This is a genomic window from Hymenobacter nivis, assembly GCF_006439025.1.
Taxonomy (GTDB): domain Bacteria; phylum Bacteroidota; class Bacteroidia; order Cytophagales; family Hymenobacteraceae; genus Hymenobacter; species Hymenobacter nivis_A.
The window spans coordinates 87,163-106,733 of sequence record NZ_RCYZ01000008.1; the positions used below are offsets into that span (position 1 = coordinate 87,163).

Consider the following 19,571-nt stretch of genomic DNA (forward strand, 5'->3'; position numbering starts at 1 on the left):
AGTGTCCAAAGGAACATTAATCGCCATTTAACTCTGTTAGTCAATTGATTATCAAAAAAAACGAGTGCGCTTCGTTCTACTTTTTGGACGCGGGCTATGTGGCCGCTGCTGGCCGGCTTGGTGCTGTTGCAAGCGGCGCTCTACAATGGCTTTCCGTTGGTAACCTCCGACACGGGCACATACCTCGTCAGCGCCCTGGACCTAACTGTTCCCATTGACCGGCCCGTAACCTACGGTTTATTTATCCGGGGCACTAGTTTGTTGGTCAGGTCGCTGTGGAGCACTGCCTTTATGCAGTGCTTGCTGCTGGGCGTGCTGCTGCTGCGCTACATCCGCGAGTTTGCGCCGCGGCTGGTGCACCCAGCAGGCCGCCTGGCCCTGCTGGTGCTGGCAGTTTGGGCCACGGGTGCGTCGTGGTTCAGTTCCCAATTGATGCCCGATATCTTCACGGCCATCGGGGTGCTGGCGCTGGGGCTGGTGCTGCTGGACCGCTGCCGCGGCGGTTGGGAGCAAGCGGCCTGGCTGGCAGTAGCCTTACTTGCAGAGTTGGCCCATTCCTCCAACCTACTTATTTTCAATTCAATAGTTGTTCTAACGGGCCTCATTGCGTGGTGGGCCCCAGTAACAGGTCCGGCGCGGTTGCGGCCGGGCCAGTGGGCCCTGGCCTTGGCCGTAATGCTGATGGGCTGGGTGGCGCTGCCCTCGCTACAAGCCGCGCTGGGCGGTGGCTTCACCATTGTGCGGGCCGCACCAGCCTTCCTGATGGCCCGCCTTAGCGAGTCGGGGGTATTGGAGCGCTTCCTTGACCGTGAATGCAGCGGCCCCAACAACTACAGCCTGTGCAAGTACCGCGACAAGCTACCCGACGACGCAATGGGCTTTATGTGGCAAACCGACACGCCTATGCAGTTGGCAGGCGGTATGGAAGCTACCCGCGACGAATATCTCCGCATCATCGGCATTGTGCTACGCTCGCCACGCTACTACCCAGCCCTAGCCTGGACGTCCGTACAGGCTACGCTACGCCAGCTCACGCACGTGAGCGTGGGCGACGGGATTGCTCCATACCGCGAAAACACGGCCCCTTGGTGGCCCATGCGCAGCTACCCTTACGAGTTGAAAGCATACATGTCGTCAATGCAAAGCCACGGACAGCTCAGTTTTGGTGAAATCAACGAGCGGGCTGGGTTGGCCTATTTGCTTGCGGTGGTAGCTGGCTTGAGTGGCCTGGCCAGTCGCGCAGTGCGGCGGCGGCTGGAGCCCGGCGCGGTAGCCTGGCTGGCATTGGTGGGTACAGCGTTGGTAACCAATGCTTTTGCAACAGGGGCGGTGGCCAACGTGTACGACCGCCTACAGGCCCGGGTGGCGTGGCTCCTACCGTTTGCCGTGCTGGTACTGGCCACCGAGCTGCTGCTGGGCCTGTGGGCCGATTGGCGGGCCCGGCCGAAAGCTACGGCCGTAGATTAAGTGGTTAAACTTCCAGCGGCGGCTTGCACAACGAAGGCCCAATCCAGGCCGCGCAAAGTAACGCCGAATCCGCTCCGGCACCCGCGGGAGAGGCCGATGCGCTTGAAGTACTGCTGCAGGTAACAACGGTCCAGCCAGCACGATACCGCAAACGCCTGTTACCTTCACCGCTGACCTTTCCACCCTGCCCTACCCGGCCATGAAAACCCTTTTACTGTGCAGCGCGCTGCTGCTGGCGCTCACCGCCTGCCACAAAGACGCCCCCGAACCGACGCAGCCGGATTATGCCGATTGGTACGCGCTGCGGGCCCCCGACAACCGGGCCGTGGAGGCAGTGGCCGGCGACCTCGACGGGAAGCTGGTCATCACCACGGGCTACGCCGTTTACCAAACCACCGACCGCGGCAAGACGTGGCAGAAAGGCGATTATCAGAATAACCTCAAGCTAGTTGGCTTTGCCTCGCGCCAAGACACGCTCATCAGCTTAGCAGGCGAAGAGCTGGGCTCGCCTAGTGACGTAGCCTATGCCACTAGCCCCAACTATTATAGCCTCGACCAAGGGCTGACTTGGCGGAAGTACCGCGACTGGAGAAGGTATAATACCGAGCTGCGCGTGGCCCGCAACCGCGTAGCCGCGGCGTCGGGCACTGTGTACAACATCGACCTTCTGCTAACGCCCATCACCTCCGTCAGCAGCTACATCGAAACGGTGGGCATCAAAACTACTACGAGCCGCCAGCTGACGCTACCCAACGACCACCAAATCACGAACTTGTATTTCGATGCCAAGTCGCGGTTGTACGTGGCGGCCTCGGCCGCGCTCTGCGGCCGCCGGGATAAATTCGCTTTCTGCGGCGAGCAAAACGGCGTACTCTACGTTTCCAAGCAGCCGCAGCTCTAGCGCTTCCGCCCCATCCGGAGGAGGCCCCGCCCGGGCTTACTGGCGTGCCCCCTCCGGATAGGGGGTGAAGCGTTAGCCGTGGCCCGCGGGTGGGCCAACGGCGGCGTCCGCGCCTTGGTCGAGGCGCGTGAGCCAGCGGTTTATATGGGCTCCTAGGGGCTTGCTAAGGCGCTTTTCGACCAGCGTGTGGATGGCGTAAGCCGCCAATAGGGCCCCAACCAGGGCCCCGCCCAGCAGCGCGTACTTGTTGAGGAACGGGCCGAGGCGGTGAAACGCCACGAAGCCGATGTTGCCGTGGATAAGGTAGAGCGGGTACGTGAGGGCCCCCAGCCGGGCCAGCCAGGGGAAGCGGCCGAAGCTGATTTTGCGGAACGCCACCAGGTAAAACAGCAGGAAAAACGCCGTTACGGCCCCCACGCCCACCTGCCAAGCCGTCGGGTCGTGGAAGTAGGCGGCCACGTCGCCGGCCCGCGCCACGCTGCTGCGCAGCGCCAGCAGGAAGGCCACCGCCAGCAGCACGTAGCGCAGCCAGGTGCGGCCCTGCGGCTGCTGAAGCAAGTAGAACAGCATGCCCGCGATGAAGTACGGGGCGTACTGCGGAAAGAACAAGTAGGCAAATGGGCTGGCCACGGGCGCGGCCCCAGCCAGGTCCACGTACAGCAGCCACAGCAGCAGCACTAGGTCGAGGTGGCGCAGGAGGTGGTAGCCAATCAGCAGGGAGACAAGAAAGTAGAAGGCAATTTCAATCGTCAGCGTCCAGTAAGCCGTGTCGAGGTCGGGCACCCCAAAGAAGCCGTGCAGCATCGTCAGGTTGGCCAGGTACTGGCCCGTGGTGGGGTGCAGGCCGGCGCCCACCGGCCCCCCGGCCGCGCCGGGGCCCCATAGGCGCTCGACCAAAAACGTGAGCGTGCAGGCCGCCCAAAACGCCGGGTACAGGCGCGTGACGCGGGAGAGGAAAAACTGCCGCACGGTTTTGCCCTGGGCGCTGAGCAGCACCACGTAGCCGCTGATGATGAAGAACAACTCGACGCCCAAGTAGCCATACTTAGTGACGCGGCCGATGCCCGCGAACGGCACCGGGCTGTAGTGGTCGGCCATGTAGCCCCGGTACGTGTAGTGGTACAGCACCACGCTCAGCGCCGCCAAAAAGCGCAGCAGGTCAATTTCGTAAAAGCGAAGGGGTAGTTTGCGCGGCTCGGGCTCCATACGTCACGTTGAGGCCCTGTAACGGGCCGTGCCGGACTTTGTTGGCCACGGCGCGGCGGCCCGGGCGCGGTTGGCGGCTCAGGCTGCGGGGCCCGGCGCGGCGGCTTGCAGCAGGGGCCCCAGCACGCCCCACACGTTGGCGGCCAGGCGCTGCTGGCCCTCGGCGTTGGGGTGCACGCCGTCGGCCAGGTTCAAGTCGCGGTGGCCTAGCACGCCCTCGAGCAAAAAGGGCACAAACGCCGCCCCAAACTGCTGGGCCAGCGGCCGGAACACGGCCTTGAACTCGGCCGCGTAGCGCACCAGGCGGTGGTTGCCCAACGGGCTGACATTGAAGGGAAACTCCAGGCCTGCCACCACCAGCTGCGCCGCCGGGTACTGCTGCTGCACGTCCCGCAGAATGGCCTCCAGGTTGGTACTGGTGTCGGGCACGGGCACCCCGCGGATGCCGTCGTTGGCCCCCAGGGCCAGCACAAACACCTCGACGGGCTGGCGGGCCAGCGCCCCGGCCAGGCGGGCGCGCCCACCGGCGCTGGTGTCGCCGCTCACGCCGTAGTTAAGGGCCCGGTAAGGCAGTTCGGCGGCGTCAATTTTTTGCTGAATGAGGGCAGGAAAGCTGGCGGCGGCGGGCAGGCCGTAGCCAGCCGTGAGGCTGTCGCCAAAAAAAAGGATGTTCTTCATAGGTACCCTGCTAACGTACGGGGTCAGTTAGCAGTTATCAGTGAACAAGTATCAGTTATCAATGAGCAGGCAGTGAACAGTTATCAGTTGGCATTTAGCAATGAGCAGTGAACAACAGGGGCCCCAGGGCGTCATGCTACCCGCCGCCTTAGGGGCCCTAGGCCTCACTGCTCACCGCGCTAACTGCTCATTGCTAACTGTACAACCGCTACTTACTGGGCCCCAGCCACTCGAGGGCGAAGAAAAACAGCAACTGCACGGCGTAAAGCAGCGGGGCCAAGGCATTGGCCTTCACGAAGCGGGCGCGGTTGAACAGCATCTGGGCCAGGCAGGCGAGGATGAACCAGTCGCGGAAATTGCGGAACGGGATGACACCCGCCGTCCAGTGCCAGAAGTCGTAGCGGCCAGCGGGCAGTTCCAGGCACAGGTCGAAGCCCACCATCAGCAGGGCCGCCACCAGGGTACGGCCCAGCTCGCCCAGGGGCAGGCGGTGAGCCAGCACGCCGCCCAGGTAGGTCATTATCACCCAGTTGAGGCCGATGAGCGGGGGCACGTCGAGCCACTTGGGGCCCAGCGTGTCGCCGTAGGCGTAGTTGCCGAAGAGCTTGCCCGTGTGCACGCCAATCACCTCGGCCGCGTAGCCGAGCAGGCCCACGGTGAGGCAAAATTGCCAGAATGAGGCGTTGCGCTCCGGCTGAAACGCCAGCAGCAGGCCCGCGCTCAGCAGCAGCGTGAGGGGCGTGAAGCGCAGGTAAAACCCGGGGTCGTGTGAGAAGAGTAGCCCCACCAGCCCCGTGGCGTGGAAGAGCAGCACCAGCCCCTGCGCCACCCGCAGCCGGGTGGTACTGGCCGCCAGCGGCGGAAAAGAATCGGACATCAGCAAAGGGTAGAGATTATGGCGGGCCAGGGCCCCCAGCAAAATTAGCGCAAATGCCGGCCGGTTCGGTTCGGCGGTTGTGGCCGACCTTTGCGGGCATGATCCTCCGCGCCGACCACCTCGTGAAGAAATACAAGGCCCGCACCGTCGTCAACGACATGAGCGTGACCGTGGAACAGGGCGAAATCGTGGGGCTGCTGGGGCCCAACGGCGCCGGCAAAACCACCTGCTTCTACATGATGGTGGGCATGGTGAAGCCCAACGGCGGCCGGATTTATTTGGACGACACGGAGATAACCACCATGCCCATCTACCAGCGGGCGCGCCTCGGGGTGGGCTATCTGGCCCAGGAAGCCAGCGTGTTCCGCGACCTGAGCGTAGAGGAAAACATCCTGGCGGTGCTGGAAATGACCAGCATGCCCAAAAAAGCGCGCCTCGACAAGATGGAGGAGCTGCTCAACGAGTTTAGCCTCACGCACGTGCGCAAAAACCTGGGCAAGGTGCTGAGCGGCGGCGAGCGGCGGCGCACCGAAATTGCCCGCGCCCTAGCCGTCGACCCCAAGTTTGTACTCCTCGACGAGCCGTTTGCCGGCGTCGACCCCATTGCCACGGAGGAAATCCAGGGCATCGTTTCCAAGCTCAAGCACCGCAACATCGGCGTGCTCATCACCGACCACGACGTGAACTCGACCCTCAGCATCGTGGACCGCGCCTACCTACTCTTCGAAGGCAAGCTGCTGAAAGCCGGCACCGCCGAAGACTTGGCCGGCGACGAAACCGTGCGCCGCGTGTACCTGGGCAAAAATTTCGAGCTGAAGCGCAACGTGTAATTTATTGAATGGAGAGGATTAGCAGACGTGAAGATGCAGGAAAACGTGGGGCAACCATGTGGCGCGCAGCGAAGTATTTCTCTGCGTAACTGACTCCAAGTGCTGGCGCAAAAAGACGTCGCGCCGCGCGCAGCATCTCCACTTGGAGGCCCAGAACTTTGCATTTCGCGACGGTCTTATAGCACTTTTGAGTCCCGCAGTTCTCAATTTTCCACATCTTCGCGCTTTCTAACGCCTCACTTTACCCAACACCGTGCTCGACCAGCTCCTGTCCGCCGCCGTGCAGCTTGAGAGCCGCCCCCGGCTGGCGCGGGTGCGGGCCGCGCCACACGCCGTGCAGGCGCGGGTGCTGGCCGAGCTGCTGCGCCGCGCCCGGGGCACCGAGTGGGGCCGCCGCTACGGCTTCGGCGAGGGCCCCGGAGCGGCCGAGTTTGCCCGGCGCGTGCCGGTGAGCACCTACGAGCAGCTCTACCCCGCGCTGGAGCGCGTGCTGCGCGGGGCCCCCGATGTGCTCTGGCCCGGCCGCCCGCAGTGGTTTGCCCAGAGCAGCGGCACTACCAACGCCCGCAGCAAGTTCGTGCCCGTGACGCCCGAGAGCCTGCGCCAGGGCCACTACCGGGCCGGGCGCGACATGCTGGCCCTCAGCACTTTTCTTTATCCAAAGCACCGGCTGCTGGCCGGGCGCACGCTCTCGCTGGGCGGCACGCACGCCCCCAACCCCTTCCGGCCCCAGGAACCGGCCTCGCGGGTGGGCGACGTATCGGCGCTGATTATGCAGCAGCTGCCGGCCTGGGCCGAAAGCCTGCGCACCCCGCCCCTGCCCCTGGCCCTGCTCGGCGAGTGGCAAGACAAAGTGGAGCGCATTGCGCAACACGCGCTGCGCCAGGACGTGCGCGTACTGGCCGGCGTGCCCACCTGGATGCTGCTGCTACTGCGCCGCGTGGTGGAGCTGGCCGGAGCCGCCGACATCACCCAAGTGTGGCCGCACCTGGGGCTGTTCCTGCACGGGGCGGTGGCGTTTGGGCCCTACCGCGAGCTGTTTCGGCAGCTCATCCCGGGGCCCCAAATGCAGTACCTGGAAATCTACAACGCCACCGAGGGCTACTTCGCTTTGCAAGACCAGCCCGACAGCGAGGACCTGCTGCTGCTGCTCGACCACGGCATCTACTACGAATTTTTGCCCGCCGCCCAGTGGGATGCGCCCGACCCCCAGCCCGTGCCGCTGCACGAAGTGGTGCTGGGCCAGCCCTACGCCCTGGTTATCAGCACCAACGCCGGGCTGTGGCGCTACGTGGTGGGCGACACCGTGCGCTTCACCAGCCTGGGGCCCTACCGGCTGCGCATCACCGGGCGCACCAAGCACTTCCTCAATGCCTTTGGCGAGGAAGTGGTGATTGAGAACGCCGAGGCCGCCGTGGCCGCCGCCAGCCTAGCTACCGGCTGCCGCGTGCACGACTTCACGGCCGCGCCGGTGTACTTCAGTGCGGCCCCCGGCGGGCAGGTGCAGCGCGGCGGCCACGAATGGGCCGTAGAGCTGGACCCCGGGGCCCCTGCGCCCGATGCCGCCCGCTTCGTGGCCGTGCTCGACGCCACGCTGCGCCGCGTCAACTCCGACTACGACGCCAAGCGGCACCGCGACCTGGCCCTGGCCCCGCCCCTGCTGCGGGTGCTGCCCCCGGGCACGTTTGCGCGCTGGCTGGCGGGCCAGGGCAAGCTCGGCGGCCAGCACAAAGTACCCCGCTTGCTGAATTCGCGGGCCGTGCTAGAGCAGGTGCTGGCCGTGGCCGCCGGGGCCCCGGCATAGGACAATGCGGTGTTTGCAACCACGCAATCCGAGCTATATATTTGTCCGTAAGTAATTGCCCGACAGGCATTACACTAATGGATATTTTAGGGATTTATTTTTATAATCCAGTTGTCTATTGGACAGCCGGTGCCTAGTTCGGTTATTTTACTTCTTATCCTATCTTCCCTTGCCCACCCTCTCCGCTCCCCGCCCCCCCCGCGATTCGCGCCGCTGGCGCCAGGCCGCCCAGCGCAACCGCCCCGCCGATGGCCTCGAAAACCGTCCTTTTTTATGGGTTCTGGCGGTTACGGTAGCCGTGGTACTGGGCGCCGTCGGCGTGTTGCTCACGCAATCGATGCGCTCCAACGACCTGGCTGACCAGCCCTCGCTCATCGAGCAGCCGCTGTAAATCGGCCCCAGGGCCCCGGCCCGCGCTACTCGTCCAGCAAGCCGCCCACCAGGCCGCCTAGCACGCTGCCGCTCTCCTTGCGGGCATTGCCGCCGCCGGGGGCCAGCGCCTGAATGAGCTTTTTGACGGGCATGGATTGCAGCCACACGCGGCCGGTGCCGCGCAGCGTGGCCAGCAGCAGCCCCTCGCCCCCAAAAATCATCGACTTGAGGCCCCCGGCGCGGGCCACGCTGAAATCGAGCCCCGGCTCGAAGGCCACCACGCAGCCCGTGTCCACGCGCAGCAACTCGTTGTTCAACTGCTTTTCGATGATGGTGCCGCCCGCGTGCACAAAGGCCTTGCCGTCGCCGGTGAGCTTTTGGAGGATGAAGCCCTCGCCGCCGAACAGGCCCGAGCCAAATTTCTGGTTGAAATGCAGGCTCATTTTGGTGCCTTTGGCGGCGGCCAGGAAGCCGTCCTTCTGCACGATGAGGCCCTGGGGCAGGGTGCCCAGGTCGAGGGCGATGATGGTGCCCGGGTACGGGGCTGAAAACGCCACTTTGCTCTTGCCGTAGCTACCGCGGTGCGTGAAGTGCGTGAGAAACAGCGACTCGCCGGTGAGCAGCCGCGTGCCGGCTGAGAACAGCTTGCCCATCAGTCCCTGGTCGGGGGCCGAGCCGTCGCCCATCTTGGTTTCGAAGGCAATGGCTTCCTCCATGTACACCATGGCGCCGGCCTCGGCCACCACGGTTTCGTTGGGGTCCAACTCAATTTCCAGCACCTGGATGTCGGTGCCCAAAATGCGGTAGTCTACGTCGTGCGAAAACATGGCGGCGGGGGCCGGCTGGTGCGCGGCCGGGGCAAATATAGCCGCCGGCCCCGCCCGATGCGGGGGGCCCCGGCGGCGCAATAATCTCCGCCGCCGGCACGTTTCAACTAAAATATTAGTTGTACTTTGCTGCTCCTCTCCACTCCTATTTCCCTGCTCATGCGTTGCCGTAGCCTGCTCTTGCTGAGTTTATTATTGTGCGGCGCGTGCGCCAGCAACCGCCCCGCCGCCAACCGCACCGACCGCCACGGCCGCAGCCAGGGCCGCTGGCGCACCTACTACGACGAGGCCGCCCGCACCCAGCCCTTCACGGCCGGGCGCTACCGCCACGGCCGGCCCGTGGGCACGTTCCGCTACTATGGGCCCACGGGGGCCCTGGCCCAAACCGAACGGTACGGCCGCCAGGGCTTTTGCGAGGTCACGTACTGGTACCCGGGCGGGCAGGTGGAGCGCCGCGGCAAGGCCCAGTGGCTCACCGGCGCCAAGGGCGCCCGCTTTTACTGGTTTGGGCCCTGGACGCGCTACACCGAAACCGGCCAGGTGCGGGCCGTCGAAACCTACACCAACGGCAGCCACACCGCCACCGACCTATACCAGGAAGGCCGCCTCACCACCACCGAAATCTACAAGGACGGCCAACTCGTCGAAACCCGCCCCGTGCAGTAACGCTTTGCTTTACTGGCGCTTATCAAGAGCAGGATGGGTCATGCAATTAGCAGCAAAGAACGGTCGTGCAGAGCGCAGCAAAGCACCTTTTCCGCGCCAGTAATCATTGATTAGTGACGCGGAAAAGGTGCTTCGCTGCGCTCTGCACGACCGTTCTGTTTGAACTGAGCCTAGGCAACCGCTGCGCCCCGGGGCCCTATTCGTCGGCGGCGGGCAGCTCGCTGCGGGTTTCGTCGGCTTCGTCGTCCGCAGTTTTCTTGCGCTTGGCCTCGCGGCTGGTGCGCTTCATAAAGTCCTCGTCGGTTTCTTCGGGCTCGGGGGCCCCGTCTTCGTCTTCGCTTTTCTCACCGAACTGGCCGGCGCGGTCCACCAACTTTTTGTCGCGCACGTGGCGGCCCAAGAACTGGTTGATTTGCTCGATGCTGTAGTTGGAAGTGATTTCGCCCAGCGGGTTCACCCCAATTTCAAAGCCCTCTAGCTCCTTGTGCACGCGGGCTTTCTTGTCGGGGTCGGGGGCCGCTTTCTTGGGCTTGACGGGTTTCTTGGCCATGGTGATTAATCAGTTAGCAGTTAACAGTGAGTAGTTAACAAAGGAAACAGCGGGGCCCCAGCGCCGCCAACTGCTAACGGTTCATTGTTAACTGTTAACCGCAAAAAAGGCCGCGCCGTAGTGCATACGGCGCGGCCTTGGGCAAAGGTTTGGCGGAAGCTACGCGGCGGGGGCCCCCAGGCGCTCCACGGCGGTGCGCAGGCGGCCGGCCACCTCGTCGGTACCGAGGATGATAAGGGTTTCGAAGAGGTCGGGGCCGGCGGCGGCGCCGGTCACGGCCACGCGCAGGGCTTGCAGCACTTGGCCAGGCTTGAGGCCCTGGGCTTCTACGGTTTGGTTGAAGAGATTCTTGAGGCCCTCCGCCGAGGCCGTGGGGGCCCCAGGCAACGCATCGGCGTAAGCGGCGAGGGCGTCGGCCACCTGGGGGTTCCACTTCTTGGCCACCACGGTGGCGTCGTACTCCATCGGGGCATCAAAGAAGTACTTGGCTTCCTGCCAGAAATCCTGCGGGAAGCTCACGCGCTCCTTCATCACGCCCACAATCTGTTCGGCTTTTTCGGGGGTGCAGCTCAGGCCGTGGGCGGCGAGGGCCTCCAGCAGGTAGGGGGCCAGCTCGGCGTTGGGTAGGGCGCGCAGGTAGTGCTCGTTGTACCACTTGGCCTTGTTCTGGTCGAATTTGGCCGGCGACTTGCTCACGCGGTCAATGGCGAAGGCTTCGATCAGCTCGTCCATCGAGAAAATTTCCTGCGCCGTGCCCGGGTTCCAGCCCAAGAAGGCCAGGAAATTCACCAGGGCCTCGGGCAGGTAGCCGTCTTCGCGGTAGCCGCGGCTCACGGTGGGCTCACCGGTTTCGGCGTCCACGCCGTGCCATTCCAGCGGAAACACCGGGAAGCCCAGGCGGTCGCCGTCGCGCTTGCTGAGCTTGCCCGTGCCGTCGGGCTTGAGCAGCAGCGGCAGGTGGGCAAACTGCGGCATGGTGCTTTCCCAGCCCAGGTAGCGGTACAGCAGCACGTGCAGCGGCGCGGAAGGCAGCCACTCCTCGCCCCGGATGACGTGCGAAATGTCCATCAAGTGGTCGTCCACGATGTTGGCCAGGTGGTAGGTCGGCATGCCGTCCGACTTCATCAGCACCTTGTCGTCCACGGCGCTGGAGTGCACCACCACCCACCCGCGGATCATGTCCTGGAAGCGGATTTCCTCCTTGCGGGGCACCTTCAGGCGAATCACGTAGGCCGTGCCCGCGTCGAGCAGGGCCTGCACCTCGTCCTCGGGCAAGGTGAGGGAGTTGCGCATCTGGGTTCGCGTTATGCTGTTGTACTGCGGGTTGGGCACCTTGGCGGCCTGCAGGCGGGCGCGCATGGCGTCCAGTTCCTCGGGCGTGTCGAAGGCGTAGTAGGCGAAGCCGTCGGCGATGAGCTGGTCGGCGTACTGGCGGTACATGGGCTTGCGCTCGCTCTGCTTGTAGGGCGCGTGGGGCCCGCCCACGCCCACGCCCTCGTCAATCACGATGCCGCACCAGGCCAGCGCCTCCAGGATATACTGCTCGGCGCCGGGCACGAAGCGGTTCTGGTCGGTGTCCTCGATGCGCAGAATCATGGTGCCGCCCAGCTTGCGGGCCAGCAGGTAGTTGTACAAAGCGGTGCGCACGCCGCCGATGTGCAGGGGCCCCGTGGGCGAAGGCGCGAAGCGCACCCGAACGTTTCTCTCGGTCATAAGAATGAGCTATTAGCTACCAGCTGTTGGCTGCCAGCTTTTCTCTTGGTAAGCAATAAGTTACGCAGCGGGTAAGGTTGGTTTAAGCTCACCTGCCCACACACGCACTAAATAAAAAGCGCGTTCCGCCACAAAGCCGGAACGCGCCGCAAAGGTAAGGCCGGGGGCCCCGGCTAGCCGCGCCGGCCGCCCACGCGCCACAGCACGAAGCCCAGCAGCGTAATGCCGCCCCGAATGGCCCAGGCCGCGTTGGGGCCCCAGTTATTCATCCAGTCTAAAAAAACGTAGTTCCCGGTGGGGTTAATCATCGGCAGCGCCGTCGCAATAATGCCGACGAATATCAAGAAGAGGCCAAGTTCTTTCATGGAAATCAGGCAAAAAAGGATTTGTAAATGAGCTGGCTATCTAACGCGCTCGGGGCTCTGTTTCGTATCTGCCAGGGCCCCTAAAAGCCGCAGGCCAGGGGCCCCAGGAGCACCGTCAGCGGTTACCGGGCGGCCGGCAAAAGCCGGCTGCCCGGCCCGGCCTGAGCAACCTGGCACCCTACGCGCCGACGGCAATGCAGGAAATTTCCACCTGCACGTCGCGCGGCAGGCGGGCTACTTCCACGGTTTCACGGGCCGGGGCGGTGGCGTCGGCGAAGTACGTGCCGTACACCTGGTTGATGGTGGCGAAGTGCCCCAGGTCTTTCACAAAAATGCTGCACTTTACCACGTCAGTGAGTTGCAAACCCGCCGCGGCCAGCACGGCCGTCAGGTTCTTGAGCACTTGGTGGGTCTGGGCGGCCACGTCGCCGGGCACGAGTTGGCCGGCCGCGTCGAGCGGGATTTGGCCCGACACGTACACGGTATTGCCAGCACGCACGGCCTGGCTGTAGGGCCCAATCGGCGCGGGCGCCTGGTCGGTGAGAATAATCTGGTGGGGCATTTTTTTGGCTGATGGATTAGAATGAAGGCCCGCAAAAGAACGTCATGCTGAGCGCAGCATGACGTTCAAAAAATTACTGTTGCCCCTCAAACCCTACTCTACCGTCACCGACTTGGCCAAATTCCGGGGTTGGTCCACGTTGCAGCCACGCATCACGGCGATGTGGTAGCTCAGCAATTGCAACGGAATAACCGACACCAGCGGCACCAAAGCCTCCGAGGTGTAGGGCACTTCGATGACGAACTCGGCCATGTTGCGGATCACATCGTCGCCCTCCGTCACCACGGCGATGATGCGGCCCTTGCGGGCCTTCACCTCCTGAATGTTGCTCACCACCTTCTCGTAAGAACTGTCGCGGGTGGCGATGACCACCACCGGCATGTTCTCGTCGATAAGGGCGATGGGGCCGTGCTTCATCTCGGCGGCCGGGTAGCCCTCGGCGTGGATATAGCTGATTTCCTTGAGCTTGAGGGCTCCCTCCAGGGCCACCGGAAAGTTGTAGCCGCGGCCCAGGTACAGGAAGTTGGGCACGTCGCAGAACACGGCGGCGATGTTGCGGATCTCGTCGTCCAGCTTCAGGGCCTGCTCCACCTTGGCCGGAATCGTATCCAGCTCCACCATCAGCTCGCGCAACTTGGTGTCGGTGAGGGTGCCGCGCTTCTGGCCCATGAGCATGGCCAGCAGGGTCAGCACCGTTACCTGGGCCGTGAAGGCCTTGGTGCTGGCCACCCCAATTTCGGGGCCCGCGTGGGTGTAGGCGCCGGCGTCGGTAGCGCGGGCAATGCTGCTGCCCACTACGTTGCAGATGCCGAAGATGGTGGCGCCCTTGCTCTTGGCCAGCTCGATGGCGGCCAGGGTATCCGCAGTCTCGCCGCTCTGCGAAATGGCAATCACGATGTCGCGCTCCGTGATGACGGGGTTGCGGTAGCGGAACTCCGAGGCGTACTCCACCTCCACCGGGATGCGGGCCAGGTCCTCCAGCAGGTACTCGGCCACTAGGCCGGCGTGCCAACTCGTGCCGCAGGCCACGACGATGATGCGCTGGGCGTTCACGAACTTCTGCTCGTAGGCCCGGAAGCCGCCCATATTTAGGTGGCCGGCGTTCATTTCCAAGCGCCCGCGCATCGAGTCCATGATGGAGCGCGGCTGCTCGAAAATCTCTTTCAGCATGAAGTGCTCGTAGCCACCCTTCTCGATGCTGTCAAGCTCCATTTCGAGCTTCTGGATGTAGGGCGTCTGCTCCACGTCCTCCTTGCTCCGCAGCTCCAGCCGCCCGTCGCGGATGATGGCAATCTCATAATCATTCACGTACACTACTTCGTTGGTGTACTCGATGATGGGCGTAGCATCGGAGGCGATGAAAAACTCGCCGTCGCCAATGCCAATCACCATCGGCGAGCCCTTGCGGGCGGCAATGAGCTGGTTGGGGGCGTCGCGGCTCATCACCACGATGGCGTAGGCCCCCACCACTTCGTGCAGGGCCAGGCGCACGGCCTCCTCCAGGTTGCAGTGGTTTTGGGTCTGAATCTCCTCAATCAGGTTCACGAATACCTCCGTGTCGGTGTCGGAATGGAACTCGTGGCCCTGCTGCTGCAAGTGCGTTTTCAGGGCCGCGTAGTTCTCAATGATGCCGTTGTGGATGATGGCAATCCGCTCCGAGGTCGAGTAGTGCGGGTGGGCGTTGGTGTCGTTGGGCTCGCCGTGGGTGGCCCAGCGGGTGTGGCCCATGCCCACGCGGGCGTGGGTATCCTTTTCGGCGATGTAGTTTTCCAACTCGGCCACCTTGCCCTTTTTCTTGTACACATTCAGCTCCCCGTCGTTCATCAGGGCCACGCCGGCCGAGTCGTAGCCGCGGTATTCGAGCCGGTGGAGGCCCTTAAGGATAATGGGGCAGGCCTGACGGTGGCCTAAGTATGCAACGATGCCGCACATAGTAGTAAAGCGTTAAATAATTGGAGAAATATTAGAAAAAAAGCCGGCGGCCCATCCAAGGAGAGGACGGGCCGCCGGCACAAAATTTACGTTACGCGCCCCGCACCAGGCGAAGCGTGGGCTGCAGGAAACAGCTTACGTTAAGTACAAATACAGCGCGGTTCACAAGCAATGCAAAGCAATGAAAGGCGAAGCTACTGTTTTTTGGGTATTGGCGGGGCCCCAGGGCCCCGCCCTACGCTACCATTGCCAGGCAAATACCTGACAATCAGCAAATAAAAATATAATATCCTTCTCCGTACGCTACCTTATTATTGCAGCTTACCGGGAGCCGGCTGGGGCCCCGGCCGGCTTAGTTGGCCAGCTCGTTGTAGAGGGCGAGGTAAGAAGAGTGCAAGTTCTCGTCGGTGGCCACTTGGCTTAGCGTTTTGCGCGAGGCATACTCTTGGAACATGCCGTTGAGGTTGTCGGAAAAGTCCTCGTCGGAGCGCACCACAGTGTCGGCGTAGTCCATGCCAATTTTCACGAAGCCGCTGAAGTCGGCCGTTTTCAGGGAGTTCAGCATCTGGTCGTCGATGTCAAGCATCTTCGCTTTCTCCAGAATGTTGCCCTCAAATTTCTCGGGAAACTCGTTGTTGTAGATGGAGAACACTGACTTGGCATCCTTGAACACCGGGTCTTTTTTGTAGGTCGTTTTCAGGTAGAGCGGGATCAGGCCCGTCATCCAATCCGAGCAGTGCACGATGTTGGGCGACCAGCCCAGCTTCTTCACCGTTTCGAGCACGCCCTTGCAGAAGAAGATAGCGCGCTCGTCGTTGTCGGCGTGGAAGTGGTCGTCTTTGTCCACCAGGGCCGATTTGCGGTGGAAATAGTCCTCGTTGTCGATGAAGTACACCTGCAGCTTGGCCGTCGGGATGGAGGCCACTTTGATGACCAGCGGCTTCTCGTCGTCGCCCACGGCAATGTTGATGCCCGAGAGGCGCACTACCTCGTGCAGCCGGTTTTTGCGCTCATTGATGATGCCAAAACGGGGCACGAAAATCCGAATCTCACAACCCATTTCCTGCATGCCCGCGGGCAGACGGCGCAGCAGCTCCGCCACCTTCGTCGTGTTCAGAAAGGGGTCAATTTCGGTGGCCGCGTAAAGGATGCGCAACTTCGACATACAGGTGGATTTAAAGAAAAAATGAAAAGGCCATACGATGGCCGCACAAAATTACACAATTTTGGGCAGAAATTCAACCCCCTCCTTCCCGGGGCTCGGCCAACGGGTCCTTTTCCCATGCAGATATTTTCAACCGTGGCCGAGCTGCGCGCTTTTACCGAGGAGGCCCGCCGCGCCGGCCACCGCCTGGGCCTGGTGCCCACCATGGGGGCCCTGCACGCCGGCCACCTCCAGCTGGTGGCCGCCGCCCGCGCCGAGTGCGACGCCGTGGTGGCCTCCGTGTTCGTCAACCCCACGCAGTTCAACAACCCCGACGACTACCGCCTCTACCCGCGCCTGCCCCAGGCCGACACCGACCTGCTGGCCGCCGCCGGCTGCACCGCCGCCTTCCTGCCCAGCGTGGAGGAAATGTACCCCCAGCCCGCCGCCCTACGCTTCGATTTTGGGGCCCTAGAGCGGGTGATGGAGGGGGCCCAGCGGCCGGGCCACTTCAACGGGGTGGCCACGGTGGTGAGCAAGCTCTTCCACATGGCGCGGCCCCACCGGGCGTATTTTGGGCAGAAGGACTGGCAGCAGGTGGCCATTGTGCGGCAGTTGGTGGCCGATTTGTCGTTTGACCTCGAAATCGTGGCCTTCCCCACGGTGCGCGAGGCCGACGGGCTGGCCATGTCGTCGCGCAACCGCCGCCTGGGCCCCGAAGCCCGCGCCGCCGCGCCGCAGCTGCACCAGGCGCTGGCCGCCGCTGCCGCGCAGGTGCGCCAGGGCGTGCCGCCGGCCAAGGTGCAGGCCCAAGCCGAAGCTGCCCTGGCTGGGGCCCCCGAAATCGGGCTGGAATATTTCGCCGTAGCCGACGCGGCCACCTTGCAGCCACTGGCCGCCTACGCCCCGGGCCGGGCCGTGGTGCTGTGCCTGGCCGCCGAGCTGGGCGGCGTGCGCCTCATCGACAACGTGGTGGTAGACGGCGCGTAAGTGGGCGGGGCCCCACCGGCCGGCGCCGTACCTTTGCGGCCCCAAATCCTACCCTACCGTTCCATTCCAATTTTTCCCGTTTATGGCGATGTACATCGAGGTGATGAAATCCAAAATTCACCGCGTCACAGTCACGCAGGCCGAACTGCACTACGTGGGCAGCGTCACCATCGACGAGGACCTGCTGGACGCGGCTAATATGGTAGAAAACGAGAAAGTGACGGTGGTGAACGTCAACAACGGGGCCCGGTTCGAAACCTACACCATCCGCGGCGAGCGGGGCACGGGCACCCTGTGCCTCAACGGGCCCGCCGCCCGCCAAGTGGCCCTGGGCGACGTGGTCATCATCTTCTCCTACGCCCAAATCGACTTTGCCGAGGCCCGGGCCCACCGCCCCACCGTCATCTTCCCCAACGAGCACAACCGCTTGGTTTAGTGGGTGAATGATTGAATGAGTGAATGAGCAGATGACGGCCGTTTGGGCCCCTGGTTACTCTTTCACCCATTCACTCGTTCGCTCCTGCACCCATTCACTCCTTGATGAAGTCCTTCTTCACCATCCTCAAGTACGCGCTGCTGCTGGCCGTGTCGGGGGCCCTAATGGCCTACGCCGTGCGGGGCCAGAACCTCGAGCGCATCGGCCACTACATCCGCACGGCCAACTACTTCTGGCTGGGCCTTACGCTCGTGCTCTCGGCGCTGGGCTACTTCAGCCGGGCCTACCGCTGGCAGATGCAGCTCACCGCCTCGCAGCACAAAACGCCCTACTGGGATGTGTACCACGCCATGATGGTGGGCTACCTGGCCAACCTGGTGCTGCCGCGCATGGGCGAGGTCATCCGCTGCTCGGTGCTGCGGCGCACCAGCCGCGTGCCGGTGGAGGTGGCCCTGGGCACGGTGGTGGCCGAGCGGGTGATTGACGTGCTGGTGCTGGCCGCGCTGCTGGCCACTACCCTGCTGCTCGATTTCCACACGTTCTGGAACTTCTTGACGGACAAGGTACTGGGCGGGCGCTTCGATGCCCTGGCCCGCAACCGCACGCCCCTGCTGTGGGCCGCCGGCATCGGGGCGCTGCTGCTGGCGCTGGCCGCCGGGGCCCTGGTGCGCAACCTAGAGCGCCTGCGCCAGCACCGCCTCTTTGCCCGGGCCGTGGCCTTTGCCAAGGGCCTGCTGGCGGGCACGTTCAGCATCTGGCGGATGGAGCACAAGGGCGTGTTTCTGGCGCACACGGCCTTCACCTGGGGCGTGTACTTTCTGATGGATTACCTGGCGTTTTTCTGCTTTCCCGCCACCGACCAGCTGGGCCTGCGGGCGGGCCTGGCGGTGCTCACCTTCGGGGCGGTGGGCATGGCCGCACCGGTGGCGGGCGGCATCGGCCCCTTTCACCTCATGGTGCAGAGCACGCTGGTGGCTTACGGCGTGGGCCTCGAAGCCGGCATTGCCTACGCCCTGGTGGTGCACGGGGCCCAAACGCTGCTGGTGGTGCTGCTCGGCGGCATCAGCTTCGCCCTCAGCATGGTGCAGGCCGGGCGCACGGGCCGGGCGGTGGCCGCCAGCGCGGCGTAGGGCCCCCGGCGCAGCGGCGCGGCGCAACCGCCATTTTCCGTTCGCAATTTGGTAACTTTGACGCCCTACTTTTGGCCGCCCCGCCCGCGGGGCGGCTTTCTTTTGCCCCCTTCCCACCCTTTTTATATGGCTGACCTCAATAAAACGCCCAAGACCAGCAAAACCAAGCTGGCCGACGACATCCAGAACGCCGGCAGCGGCAAAACCATCAAGCAGCCCAACGTCAACGACGACAAGCTGACCTCCATCACGGAGATGCGCGAGCAGACCCACGGCCAAACCGGCGTGGCCGTCGACGACGAGCAGCGCCTGCGCAAGGCCTTCGTGGACAAGGACTGGAACGAGATTAAAATCGCCGACAGCTGGCAGATTTTCAAGGTGATGGCCGAGTTTGTGGAGGGCTTCGAGAAAATGTCCAAAATCGGGCCCTGCGTGAGCATCTTCGGCTCGGCCCGCACCCAGCCCGACAACCAGTACTACCAATTGGCCGAGGAAATTGCCTCCAAGCTGGTGCGCCACGGCTACGGCGTCATCACGGGCGGGGGCCCCGGCATCATGGAAGCCGGCAACAAAGGCGCCCGCGCCGAGGGCGGTAAGTCGGTGGGCCTCAACATTGAGCTGCCCTTTGAGCAGAGCCACAACATCTACATCGACCAGGACAAGTGCATCAACTTCGACTACTTCTTTGTGCGCAAGGTGATGTTCGTGAAGTACGCCCAGGCCTTTGTGGGCATGCCCGGCGGCTTCGGCACGCTCGACGAGCTGTTTGAGGCCATCACGCTGATCCAGACCAAGAAAATTGGCCGCTTCCCCATCGTACTGGTAGGCTCGGCCTACTGGAACGGCCTGTTTGAGTGGGTGAAAGACGTGATGCTCAGCCAGGAGCACAACATCTCGCCCGAAGACCTGAACCTGATCCAGATCGTGGACGACGCCAGCGAGGCCGTGAAAATTATCGACGACTTCTACCACAAATACTCGCTCTCGCCGAACTTCTAAATCACTGGTTAGTCGTGATTCACCTTGATTTCGCTGATTTTTTGATTGGCGGCTGTCATCGGTCACTTACTTAGCATTGCCGAAAGCCGGGCCTTGGGGCCCGGCTTTCTTGTTTGTAGCAA

Annotated in this window: 20 protein-coding genes; 10 read left to right on the forward strand and 10 right to left on the reverse strand. The window is 63.4% G+C overall.

Translation table 11 applies throughout. The annotated features are described in order from the left end of the window. Positions 1-96 precede the first annotated feature (96 nt). Complete coding sequence (locus EAH73_RS17865) at positions 97-1,467, forward strand: hypothetical protein (RefSeq protein ID WP_140468796.1); 1,371 nt, start codon at positions 97-99, stop codon at positions 1,465-1,467. 199 nt (positions 1,468-1,666) lie between these two features. Next, positions 1,667-2,368: a hypothetical protein gene (locus tag EAH73_RS17870; RefSeq protein WP_140468797.1), complete on the forward strand. Its 702-nt coding sequence runs from the start codon at positions 1,667-1,669 to the stop codon at positions 2,366-2,368. A gap of 72 nt (positions 2,369-2,440) precedes the next feature. Here EAH73_RS17870 and EAH73_RS17875 read toward each other — a convergent pair whose 3' ends face one another. The 3 genes from EAH73_RS17875 to EAH73_RS17885 form a co-directional block, all read right to left on the reverse strand. Further along, entirely contained in the window at positions 2,441-3,574 is a 1,134-nt protein-coding gene (locus EAH73_RS17875; protein WP_140468798.1) for an acyltransferase family protein, read from the reverse strand. Positions 3,575-3,652: 78 nt separating this feature from the next. After that, positions 3,653-4,252 carry an arylesterase gene (locus EAH73_RS17880; protein ID WP_140468799.1) on the reverse strand — a complete coding sequence of 200 codons (600 nt, stop codon included), beginning with the start codon at positions 4,250-4,252 and terminating at the stop codon, positions 3,653-3,655. A 208-nt stretch (positions 4,253-4,460) separates the two neighbouring features. Next, entirely contained in the window at positions 4,461-5,129 is a 669-nt protein-coding gene (locus EAH73_RS17885; RefSeq protein WP_140468800.1) for a carotenoid biosynthesis protein, read from the reverse strand. A gap of 98 nt (positions 5,130-5,227) precedes the next feature. On the opposite strand from EAH73_RS17885, the gene lptB reads away from it, so the two are divergent. From lptB to EAH73_RS17900, 3 genes are all read left to right on the forward strand, one after another. After that, complete coding sequence (gene lptB / locus EAH73_RS17890) at positions 5,228-5,959, forward strand: LPS export ABC transporter ATP-binding protein (RefSeq protein ID WP_140468801.1); 732 nt, start codon at positions 5,228-5,230, stop codon at positions 5,957-5,959. 253 nt (positions 5,960-6,212) lie between these two features. Next, positions 6,213-7,763, forward strand: coding sequence for a GH3 auxin-responsive promoter family protein (locus tag EAH73_RS17895; RefSeq protein WP_240047321.1), 1,551 nt, complete (start codon positions 6,213-6,215; stop codon positions 7,761-7,763). Between the two features lie 169 nt (positions 7,764-7,932). Beyond that, entirely contained in the window at positions 7,933-8,154 is a 222-nt protein-coding gene (locus tag EAH73_RS17900) for a hypothetical protein (protein ID WP_140468802.1), read from the forward strand. A gap of 25 nt (positions 8,155-8,179) precedes the next feature. Here the strand turns inward: EAH73_RS17900 and EAH73_RS17905 are convergent, their stop codons facing one another. Next, positions 8,180-8,962: a TIGR00266 family protein gene (locus EAH73_RS17905; RefSeq protein ID WP_140468803.1), complete on the reverse strand. Its 783-nt coding sequence runs from the start codon at positions 8,960-8,962 to the stop codon at positions 8,180-8,182. A 159-nt stretch (positions 8,963-9,121) separates the two neighbouring features. Here EAH73_RS17905 and EAH73_RS17910 point away from each other — a divergent pair, with 159 nt between their 5' ends. Then, positions 9,122-9,628, forward strand: coding sequence for a toxin-antitoxin system YwqK family antitoxin (locus EAH73_RS17910; protein WP_140468804.1), 507 nt, complete (start codon positions 9,122-9,124; stop codon positions 9,626-9,628). Between the two features lie 196 nt (positions 9,629-9,824). Here the strand turns inward: EAH73_RS17910 and EAH73_RS17915 are convergent, their stop codons facing one another. The 6 genes from EAH73_RS17915 to EAH73_RS17940 form a co-directional block, all read right to left on the reverse strand. Then, a complete protein-coding gene (locus tag EAH73_RS17915; RefSeq protein WP_140468805.1) occupies positions 9,825-10,178 on the reverse strand; it encodes a hypothetical protein in 354 nt (117 codons plus the stop codon). A gap of 159 nt (positions 10,179-10,337) precedes the next feature. Continuing rightward, positions 10,338-11,891, reverse strand: coding sequence for a glutamate--tRNA ligase (gene gltX, locus EAH73_RS17920; protein ID WP_140468806.1), 1,554 nt, complete (start codon positions 11,889-11,891; stop codon positions 10,338-10,340). 173 nt (positions 11,892-12,064) lie between these two features. Next, complete coding sequence (locus tag EAH73_RS17925) at positions 12,065-12,256, reverse strand: hypothetical protein (RefSeq protein WP_140468807.1); 192 nt, start codon at positions 12,254-12,256, stop codon at positions 12,065-12,067. 178 nt (positions 12,257-12,434) lie between these two features. After that, complete coding sequence (locus EAH73_RS17930) at positions 12,435-12,818, reverse strand: RidA family protein (RefSeq protein WP_140468808.1); 384 nt, start codon at positions 12,816-12,818, stop codon at positions 12,435-12,437. A 93-nt stretch (positions 12,819-12,911) separates the two neighbouring features. Further along, positions 12,912-14,750 (reverse strand): glutamine--fructose-6-phosphate transaminase (isomerizing), encoded by a 1,839-nt coding sequence (glmS, locus tag EAH73_RS17935; protein ID WP_140468809.1) that lies wholly within the window; start codon positions 14,748-14,750, stop codon positions 12,912-12,914. 352 nt (positions 14,751-15,102) lie between these two features. Continuing rightward, on the reverse strand, positions 15,103-15,915 hold the full coding sequence (locus EAH73_RS17940; RefSeq protein WP_140468810.1) for a glycogen/starch synthase: 813 nt from the start codon (positions 15,913-15,915) through the stop codon (positions 15,103-15,105). 117 nt (positions 15,916-16,032) lie between these two features. On the opposite strand from EAH73_RS17940, the gene panC reads away from it, so the two are divergent. The 4 genes from panC to EAH73_RS17960 all read left to right on the forward strand — a co-directional run bounded on the left by panC (position 16,033) and on the right by EAH73_RS17960 (position 19,449). Then, a complete protein-coding gene (gene panC, locus EAH73_RS17945; RefSeq protein ID WP_140468811.1) occupies positions 16,033-16,884 on the forward strand; it encodes a pantoate--beta-alanine ligase in 852 nt (283 codons plus the stop codon). Between the two features lie 88 nt (positions 16,885-16,972). Beyond that, on the forward strand, positions 16,973-17,320 hold the full coding sequence (gene panD, locus EAH73_RS17950) for an aspartate 1-decarboxylase (RefSeq protein ID WP_070741936.1): 348 nt from the start codon (positions 16,973-16,975) through the stop codon (positions 17,318-17,320). Between the two features lie 104 nt (positions 17,321-17,424). Continuing rightward, positions 17,425-18,450, forward strand: a complete 1,026-nt coding sequence (locus EAH73_RS17955; protein WP_161599595.1) for a lysylphosphatidylglycerol synthase transmembrane domain-containing protein — start codon at positions 17,425-17,427, stop codon at positions 18,448-18,450. A gap of 255 nt (positions 18,451-18,705) precedes the next feature. Beyond that, positions 18,706-19,449 (forward strand): TIGR00730 family Rossman fold protein, encoded by a 744-nt coding sequence (locus EAH73_RS17960; protein ID WP_240047334.1) that lies wholly within the window; start codon positions 18,706-18,708, stop codon positions 19,447-19,449. Positions 19,450-19,571 lie beyond the last annotated feature (122 nt).